10 protein-coding genes are annotated in these 8,179 nt (G+C 30.4%); 3 read left to right on the top strand and 7 right to left on the bottom strand.

Annotated features, from left to right (window positions below):
• On the top strand, positions 1-1,649 hold a 1,649-nt coding region (locus tag ACHZC3_RS10195; protein WP_394759758.1), incomplete at its 5' end, for a PAS domain S-box protein.
• On the top strand, positions 1,646-2,032 hold the full coding sequence (locus ACHZC3_RS10190; protein WP_394759757.1) for a two-component system response regulator: 387 nt from the start codon (positions 1,646-1,648) through the stop codon (positions 2,030-2,032). The genes ACHZC3_RS10195 and ACHZC3_RS10190, both read left to right, overlap by 4 nt.
• 138 nt (positions 2,033-2,170) lie before the next feature.
• Here ACHZC3_RS10190 and dnaN read toward each other — a convergent pair whose 3' ends face one another.
• The 7 genes from dnaN to ACHZC3_RS10155 form a co-directional block, all read right to left on the bottom strand.
• A complete protein-coding gene (dnaN, locus tag ACHZC3_RS10185; RefSeq protein ID WP_394759759.1) occupies positions 2,171-3,289 on the bottom strand; it encodes a DNA polymerase III subunit beta in 1,119 nt (372 codons plus the stop codon).
• Positions 3,290-3,390: 101 nt separating this feature from the next.
• A complete protein-coding gene (gene gldG / locus ACHZC3_RS10180; protein ID WP_394759756.1) occupies positions 3,391-5,070 on the bottom strand; it encodes a gliding motility-associated ABC transporter substrate-binding protein GldG in 1,680 nt (559 codons plus the stop codon).
• Positions 5,070-5,801, bottom strand: coding sequence for a gliding motility-associated ABC transporter permease subunit GldF (gldF, locus tag ACHZC3_RS10175; protein WP_394759755.1), 732 nt, complete (start codon positions 5,799-5,801; stop codon positions 5,070-5,072). The genes gldG and gldF overlap by 1 nt, the downstream gene beginning before the upstream one ends.
• Before the next feature lie 22 nt (positions 5,802-5,823).
• On the bottom strand, positions 5,824-6,108 hold the full coding sequence (locus tag ACHZC3_RS10170; protein WP_394759754.1) for a hypothetical protein: 285 nt from the start codon (positions 6,106-6,108) through the stop codon (positions 5,824-5,826).
• The gene (locus ACHZC3_RS10165) at positions 6,101-6,292 is read right to left on the bottom strand and encodes a hypothetical protein (RefSeq protein WP_394759753.1); all 192 of its coding nucleotides are present in this window, start codon (positions 6,290-6,292) and stop codon (positions 6,101-6,103) included. The genes ACHZC3_RS10170 and ACHZC3_RS10165 overlap by 8 nt, the downstream gene beginning before the upstream one ends.
• A gap of 41 nt (positions 6,293-6,333) precedes the next feature.
• A complete protein-coding gene (locus tag ACHZC3_RS10160) occupies positions 6,334-6,630 on the bottom strand; it encodes a putative quinol monooxygenase (RefSeq protein ID WP_394759752.1) in 297 nt (98 codons plus the stop codon).
• Positions 6,631-6,674: 44 nt separating this feature from the next.
• The gene (locus tag ACHZC3_RS10155; RefSeq protein ID WP_394759751.1) at positions 6,675-7,505 is read right to left on the bottom strand and encodes an S-adenosyl-l-methionine hydroxide adenosyltransferase family protein; all 831 of its coding nucleotides are present in this window, start codon (positions 7,503-7,505) and stop codon (positions 6,675-6,677) included.
• 96 nt (positions 7,506-7,601) lie between these two features.
• On the opposite strand from ACHZC3_RS10155, the gene ACHZC3_RS10150 reads away from it, so the two are divergent.
• Positions 7,602-8,179, top strand: a 578-nt coding sequence (locus ACHZC3_RS10150) for a PhoH family protein (RefSeq protein ID WP_394759750.1), incomplete at its 3' end; no start/stop codon positions are given.

The following is an 8,179-nucleotide window of genomic DNA, read 5'->3' as shown; positions in this document are numbered from 1 at the left end:
CGGATATGTTAGATATTCCTATAAGAGAAAGCGGAAAATTTCATGGCGTTTTATGTTGTGAGCACCGTGATGATCCAAGAGTTTGGAGCGAGAATGATGTGTCCTTTGCAAGATCACTTGCCGATTTTTTAAGTTTGGCATTAGAAGAAGACAAACGAAAAGAAGTAGAAAAAAGTTTAATTTTAAACCAAGAAAAATTTAAATTTATTTCTGAAAATACATCCGATGGAATTGCAGTTATTGAAAATAGCATTGTTACTTATGTGTCACCAGCCTATTCTAAACTATATGGATATGCAGATAATTTTTTAATTGGTAAGTCTATTATAGAAATTTATAGTTATGTTCATCCAAATGATATAGATAAACTTAAAATTATTGTATATAATAGTTTAGAAAACAAAGTCGAAAGATTTAATTATGATTACAGGTTTAAAGCCCCAGATGGTAAATATTACTGGCGAGAAGATTCAGCAAATGTAATTTATGATGATACAGATTCACTTTATTCCAAAGTTATTGTGATTTCTAGAGATATTACAGAACGTAAAATAACAGAAGAAAGACTTATTGAAAGTGATCAACAACTTCGATTAATAACTGAGAATACGTCAGATGGAGTAATTGTATTTGAAAACCAAAAAATAACTTTTATATCGCCTTCCTATAGTAAATCACTAGGTTATTCTAAAGATGATTATAAAAACGTAACTATCGATGATGTTTTTAATAGCTTTCATCCTGATGACTTGTTAAAAGTTAAGCCATACATATACGATTGTTTAGCCAAACAAGAAAAAGAATTTAAGTATGAACTTAGGTTTAAAGGTTTAGATGGTGTGTACTACTGGCGTGAAGATTCGGTAAATGTGATTTATGGCGAAGACGGAAAATATTTGAAGTATATTGTTATTACTCGAGATATATCAGCAAGGAAAGAATCTGAAAACGAAAAAAATAAATTATTTAAATTAACACAAAAACAGAACGAAAAATTACTAAAATTCACTCACATTGTTTCTCATGATATTCGCTCCCATACCAGTAATTTAAGCATGATTCTTGATTTATTTGAAGAAACAAATGATCCAATAGAGCAAAAAGAATATTTTGATATGCTTAAGCAAAGTACAAACAAACTTTCGGACACCATTTTTTATTTAAACGAGACAGTTACTGTGCAAAGTGGTTTAAAAAACGAAAAAATAACCCTAAATTTAAAAAAAGAAATAGAAAAAGCAATTTTAGGTATAAATGCAATTGTAAAAACAAATCATGCTAGAATAAATATCGAAATAAATGACAATATAGAAATTATAGCCACACAATCTTACCTTGAAAGTATTATCTTCAATATGCTTACAAATGCAATAAAATATAGGTCATTAGTTAGAAAACCAATTATAAATATTAAGGCTGAAAAAACAGACGATTATATAAAAGTGTCTATTCAAGATAATGGTATAGGAATTGATTTAGAAAAAAATAAAGACAAAATATTTGGAATGTATAAAACTTTCAATGGAAATCCGGATGCCGTAGGACTAGGATTGTTTATGGCAAAAAATCATATAGAATCTATGGGTGGAAGGATAGAAGTAGAAAGTGAAATAGATAAAGGAACTACTTTTACTATGTATTTTGTATGAGAAAGGTAAATCTAACATATATTATTGATGACGATAATATTTTTGTTTTTGTATTAAAAAAAATATTAGACAGAAATGAAAATTTCGATCAAGTTTTCGATTTCAAAAACGGAGAAGAAGTTCTAGATCTTCTCTCGGATAAAAACAATACGTTTCCAAATATTATTTTGTTAGATATAAACATGCCAGTTATAGATGGTTGGCAATTTCTTGAAGAAATAGAAAAATTACCCAATAAAGAGAAGCTAAACGTTTTCATCATGTCTTCTTCAATTGATACAAATGATATAGAGAAATCTAAATCATTTTCGACAGTCAAAGATTTTATCTCAAAACCTATTAATAATGATAAGCTAAATAAACTTATCGAGAGCATTTCGTAAAGTCATAAAGTTGTAAAGTCAAAAGTCTTGTGAGTTTCAAGATACTGCAAAAAAAATGTTCAGCTTTTGCTGAACATTTTTCATATCTAAAAATCTAAGTTAGTCAAATAATCTAAATAGTCTAAAATTCTAACAAATCTAATTGTTCAACATTACAGGCATTACTAGCATTGTAACTGTTTCGCCTTCGTCAAGACCATCAACAGGAGTAAGGATTCCCGCTCTGTTTGGCATAGACATTTCTAACATAATCATGTCAGATTGTAGGTTACCTAACATTTCTAATAAAAAACGTGAGTTGAAACCTATTTGCATGTCGTCACCTTGATAATCACATGTCAAACGCTCTTCAGCTTTGTTTGAGTAATCTATATCTTCTGCAGAAATATTTAATTCTGTTCCTGCAATTTTAAGTCTAATTTGATGTGTTGTTTTGTTAGAGAAAATAGCCACACGACGTACAGAACTTAAAAATTGAGTTCTGTCGATCATTAATTTATTTGGATTTTCTTTTGGAATAACCGCTTCATAATTAGGATATTTTCCATCAATTAATCTACAGGTCAAAATATAATTATCAAAAGAGAAAGTCGCATTCGAATCATTATATTCGATAGTTACTTCTTCGTTTGAAGTAGCAAGGATTCCTTTCAAAATATTTAAAGGTTTTCTTGGCATAATAAAATCTGCTACTTGCGATGCTTTTACATCGGTGCGAGCATATTTTACTAATTTATGTGCATCGGTAGCAACAAAAATTAATCCTTCTGGTGAAAACTGAAAAAACACACCAGACATTACTGGACGCAAATCATCGTTTCCAGCTGCAAATATTGTTTTGCTCACTGCTGTCGATAATACTTCGGCAGGAACAATTGTTTTAGATGGTTCTTCTAAGTTTACCGATTTTGGGAACTCATCTCCTGGAGCATAAGCCAAAGCATATTTACCTGATTGTGAGCTAATTTCGATAGTATTATTTTCTTCAACCGTAAATGTAAGTGGTTGCTCTGGGAATGTTTTTAGTATTTCCAATAATAATTTTGCAGGAACAGCAACGCTTCCTTCGCTTGTAGAATCAATCGTAAGTGAGGCTGACATGGTAGTTTCTAAATCAGATGCAGAAACTAACAATTCGTTTTTCTTTAATTCAAATAAGAAATTATCTAAAATAGGCAACGTGTTACTACTGTTAATAACGCTTCCTAAAACTTGTAATTGTTTTAATAAATAGGAACTTGATACTATAAACTTCATCATCTTTTTTTTAAATTCTTCTGTTCTGAATTTACAGAACTTTATTATTGCTTACAAATATATCGTAAACTAATCAGTATTGAAAACATTTTTATCAACAACTAACGACCAAATTGTCTTTTTCTTAAATAAGTAATCACAATTCCAAAAAATAGTAATAATACCAATGGTAATCCGACGGTTAGCAATTGAGTATACATGTATTTTTCGGCAACTTTTTCTTTGTCTAATAATGGCAAATCTACTTCCTTACTACGAATGTTAATAAGTCCGTTGTCATCGAGTAAATAATTCACGCAATTCATTAAAAATTCCTTGTTGGCATATATTTTATTCGTCCATTTGTCAAAACCTAATTCTAAAGGTTGCCCTTTTTCATCTAGTTGATTTTTGATAATATCTCCATCGGAAACTACGATCATTTTAGTGGATTTTCCTTTGGCTCTAAAACTTGAATCATCAAAAGGTAAAACTCTATTTTCGAATGCCGAAGAAAAATTACCTTCTAACAAAACACTAACAGGAATACTTCCTGGCTGAAAGTCTTGCGGATTTGGTTTTTCATTTACCATTTTCAAATCAATTTCAACAGGAGTTCCTATTTTTTTCGAATAAATAGAAGATTGTAATAAGATTGTTTTTTTGATTCCATTTTTCAACGTATCAATGGCATTGGTAAAATCTAATTTTACACCATCAATATTATTTACAATTGGATGCTTACTTTCAGGGAAAATATAAGGTGCAAAATACCAAGGATATTTCTCATATTGTGTTTGGTTTCCTTTGTTTCCAGAAGCTAACGAAATGGGAGCACATTGAATGTCTTTTACTAATATTGGATTTATTCTGAATCCGTATTTAAAAAACATATCGTTTAAACCCAAATCGAAAGGAAAAGCAAAGCTAGAACCTGTTTTGTTTAGGCTTTCCATATCAATATTTACGGTCTCGACCAACCATAATGTTTTGCCACCATTGATGATAAACTGGTCTAAAACTTGTTTTTCTTGGTCAGTAAAAGCAGCTTTTGGTTTGGCAATAATGGCTAAATCGAAGGTTTTTAATGCCTTTGCAAAAAGTACAGGATTTTGCGAAACCGAATCTAAAGGAAAAGGCGCAATAAAATAATTTTCACGAACCGATTGTAAGAAGTCGGCTTTAAAAATATCTGGTAATTCATTTTTTCCTTTTATAACGGCAATTTTCTTTTGTTTTTGGGTTGTTATTTTATGAAAACCATCGGCAAAAGCATATTCTAGATGTTGTACAGAACTGATTACTTTTTGTTCAGTAGTTGCTCCTAATTTGTTCTTTAATAAAGAAATTTTGGTGCTTTTGTCTTTGTAAGTCGCAATGGCCCAAGGAAAAACGACTTCTTGCGATTGCTTTCCTTTGTCATCTACAGTTATTTTTATGGGTGTTAATCCTCGTTGCACAAAGGAATCCATAATAGCATCGGCTTCTTCAGGGTTTTCTAAAGGGTTTACAAATTGGTAAATTATATTAGGATTATAAGCCTTAAACTCCTCTAGAATTTGCTTGGTTTCATTTTGTAAACGTTTAAATTCGGGTGGAAAATTACCTTCTAAAAAAATATCAATATATAATGGTTCTTTAGCGTTTTTTATAATGTTTAATGACGTTTCAGACAAGGTATAACGTTTGTCATGTGTTAAATCGAAACGATGAAAAAATTGACTTCCAATGCCATTTATAACGAGAATAATAGCAATAGTAAGTAATAATATCTTAATCTTCTTTTTCTTAACTGGTATCATTACGATTTGTATGATTTTAATTTATAAACGGTAAACGACAAAAAAAGTATAGTTATACTCACAAAATAAATAATATCTCGAGTATCAATCACACCACGACTCATGCTTTTGTAATGATAATCCATTCCGAATGAAGCGATTGTATCGCCAAAACTTCCAAACTGTTTGTAGTTTGCAATGCCTTGAAAACCAAAATAAAGCACAAAACACAAAAATACCGAAACAATAAAAGCTACAATCTGATTGTCTGATAAAGTGGAAGTATAAATTCCAATGGAAGTATAAGTTGCCATAAGAAATAATAGACCAAAATAGGAGCCTAATGTACTTCCAAAATCGATATTTCCTTCAGGTAATCCCAAATCATAAATTACTTTGACATAAACTAATGTTGGAATTATTGCAATTATAAGTAATAAAAAAGCACCTAAAAATTTTCCGTTTACAATTTCCCAAAGAGATAAAGGTTTTGTTAGTAAAAGTTCCATGGTTCCTTGTTTTTTTTCGTCCGAAAAACTACGCATGGTAACGGCAGGAATTAGGAATAAAAGTATCCAAGGAGCAATAGTAAAAAATGGAGACATGTCTGCAAATCCTGAATTTAAGATATTGTAATCTCCATCAAAAACCCACAAAAATAATCCGGTGAGTAATAAAAAAATGGCAATAACTAAGTAACCTATGGGCGAACCAAAAAAGGAACGAAATTCTTTAAATAATATGGCTTTCATTTGTGTTTATCGGTTTATTTGTTTAGCATTTTTTGACTAAAATATCTTTTGATTCAAATTTTTCTTTCAGATTATTTACTTTGTTTTGACCAATTTTATATCTATTAGGATCTGGATTAAGTAAATTATATCCTCCTCTTAATATCATAATTATTGAAATTATTTTAATAAATGTTCCATATTTTTCTATGAGACTTTCATTATTATCTGATTTTTTAGGCTTGTAAATTCCAAATGATACAAAAAATAAATATATCCCAGCTAAAAGTGTCGATGTTCCAAAAATATAAGGCAGATAATTATTCATTTTTTGGAATGATTTTGTTAATTAATGAAATAACTCCAAATATTATGATTGCGGTAATTATCAATACAATTACTTCAGATAATCCAAAACTACCTTTCGTACTATAAAGAGTATAAGCGGTAAGCAATAAGCCACCAATAGACGGGATTATTATTTTTTTTAACTTTTTATTTAATTTTATCATTTTTAATTAAGTTGATTTTATGCTTCTAAAGTATTTCGTAATTATTCTAAACTCACCAATTTATCTAAACTCCAAGCTTCTGGTTTGTCGTTAAATAATTTTTTGGTAAATGTCCAAACATCATAAAATAATTCTGAGTTACGGTAATTTTCTAAATCTTGCTCGGTTTCCCAATAACTATAGGTAAAAAAAATATATTTGTTGTTTTTGTCTTGGTATAATTCTAAGAAACGATTTCCTTCGGCATTTCGTATTTTTTCTTTCATGAGTTCGAAATTTTCAAGAAAAGCTGGAATGTTTTCTTCGTGAAAGCTTAATTTTACTATTCTTACAAACATATTTTTATTTTTTATAATTGAAGCAGATTTAAAAAGATTTTTTTTTAAACTCTAAAATCAACATTCACAACATCTCTATACTTCAATCCCAACAAAGATTTAGCTGAGCCGACAGTTTTTGGGTTACTTTTATAAATGGCAATTTCAAGAAAACCAGCTTCGTTAAAAAGGGCTAACTTTTCTCCTTCATAATCTCTCAGCGTATATTTTTCTGACACTTTAAAATCGGAATAATTACTGTGTATTTTCTTGATGATTTTGGTTCCAAATTTAATCTCAAAATTGCGATTATTTCCAATTTCGGCAAACATTTTTTTCGAAATGTTGGTTACACAATTCCCGAAATGGTCTACATAAACTACATAACCTTTTATACTACTAGAATTGGAAGCCACAACAGCTTGCAATTCGTTTACAATTTTTATAGCTGAAATTTCTTTACCAATAACATTTAGCGAACCACCTTTTGCAAGATGACAAGCTACTTTAACAAAGACATCTAAATCGGTCGAACCATCGGGCAAACGATTATGAATGTTTATTTCGACCATTTTTTGCGGTACAATTTTCTGAGTAAGAATACTCAAAATTCCATTATCAGCACAAACAAAAAAATGATCGTTCCATTGTATGGCAATGTGTTTGTTTTCGGTAGATCGTTCATTATCAATGCCAATAAAATGCACAGTTCCTTTAGGGAAACTATTATAAGATGCATTTATAATATAACTCGCTTCGGATATATTAAACAAATCTACATGATGAGAAATATCAATGATTTGAACTTCAGGGTATTCCGAAATTAACTTGCCTTTTAGCGAACCAACAAAGTGGTCTTTCAAGCCAAAATCAGTAGTAAGCGTAATTATTGACATCTTTTTGTTTATAACTATTCTGTAATCGTCCCTCTAAATTTACTAAATTTGAGATATGCAAAGCTAACTTATTTTTTTAATTTAATCTTCCTGCTTTTGAACGAACGAATCATTGAATTACACGACATTGCTCCAAAAGAATTTTGGGGCACACAAGATGCTCATTTAGAAACAATTAAAAAGTATTATCCGAAGCTAAAAATAGTAGCGCGAGGAACAACACTAAAAGCCTTTGGCGAAAAAGAGGAGCTAGACGAATTCGAAAAACGCTTCAACAGACTCATGGTTCACTTTACACGATACAATACTATTGATAACAATGTTATTGATAGAGTGATTTTGAGCGATTCTCGAGAAGAACAAAAAATGGCAGACAGCGACAAGATTTTGGTTCACGGAATAGGAGGTAAGCTTATCAAAGCGATGACACCAAACCAACAATTATTAGTCGATTGTATCAACAAAAACGATATGGTTTTTGCTGTAGGTCCTGCGGGTACTGGAAAGACCTATACTGGAGTTGCTATGGCTGTAAAAGCATTGAAAGAAAAACAAGTAAAACGTATTATTCTGACGCGTCCAGCGGTTGAAGCGGGAGAAAATCTTGGCTTTCTACCGGGAGATTTGAAAGAGAAACTAGACCCGTACATGCAACCATTATATGATGCTTTGCG

It is taken from the genome of Flavobacterium sp., assembly GCF_043720215.1.
Classification (GTDB): domain Bacteria; phylum Bacteroidota; class Bacteroidia; order Flavobacteriales; family Flavobacteriaceae; genus Flavobacterium.
Note: the sequence above shows the minus strand (reverse complement) of the source record. Positions and strands in the feature narration are given on the sequence as shown.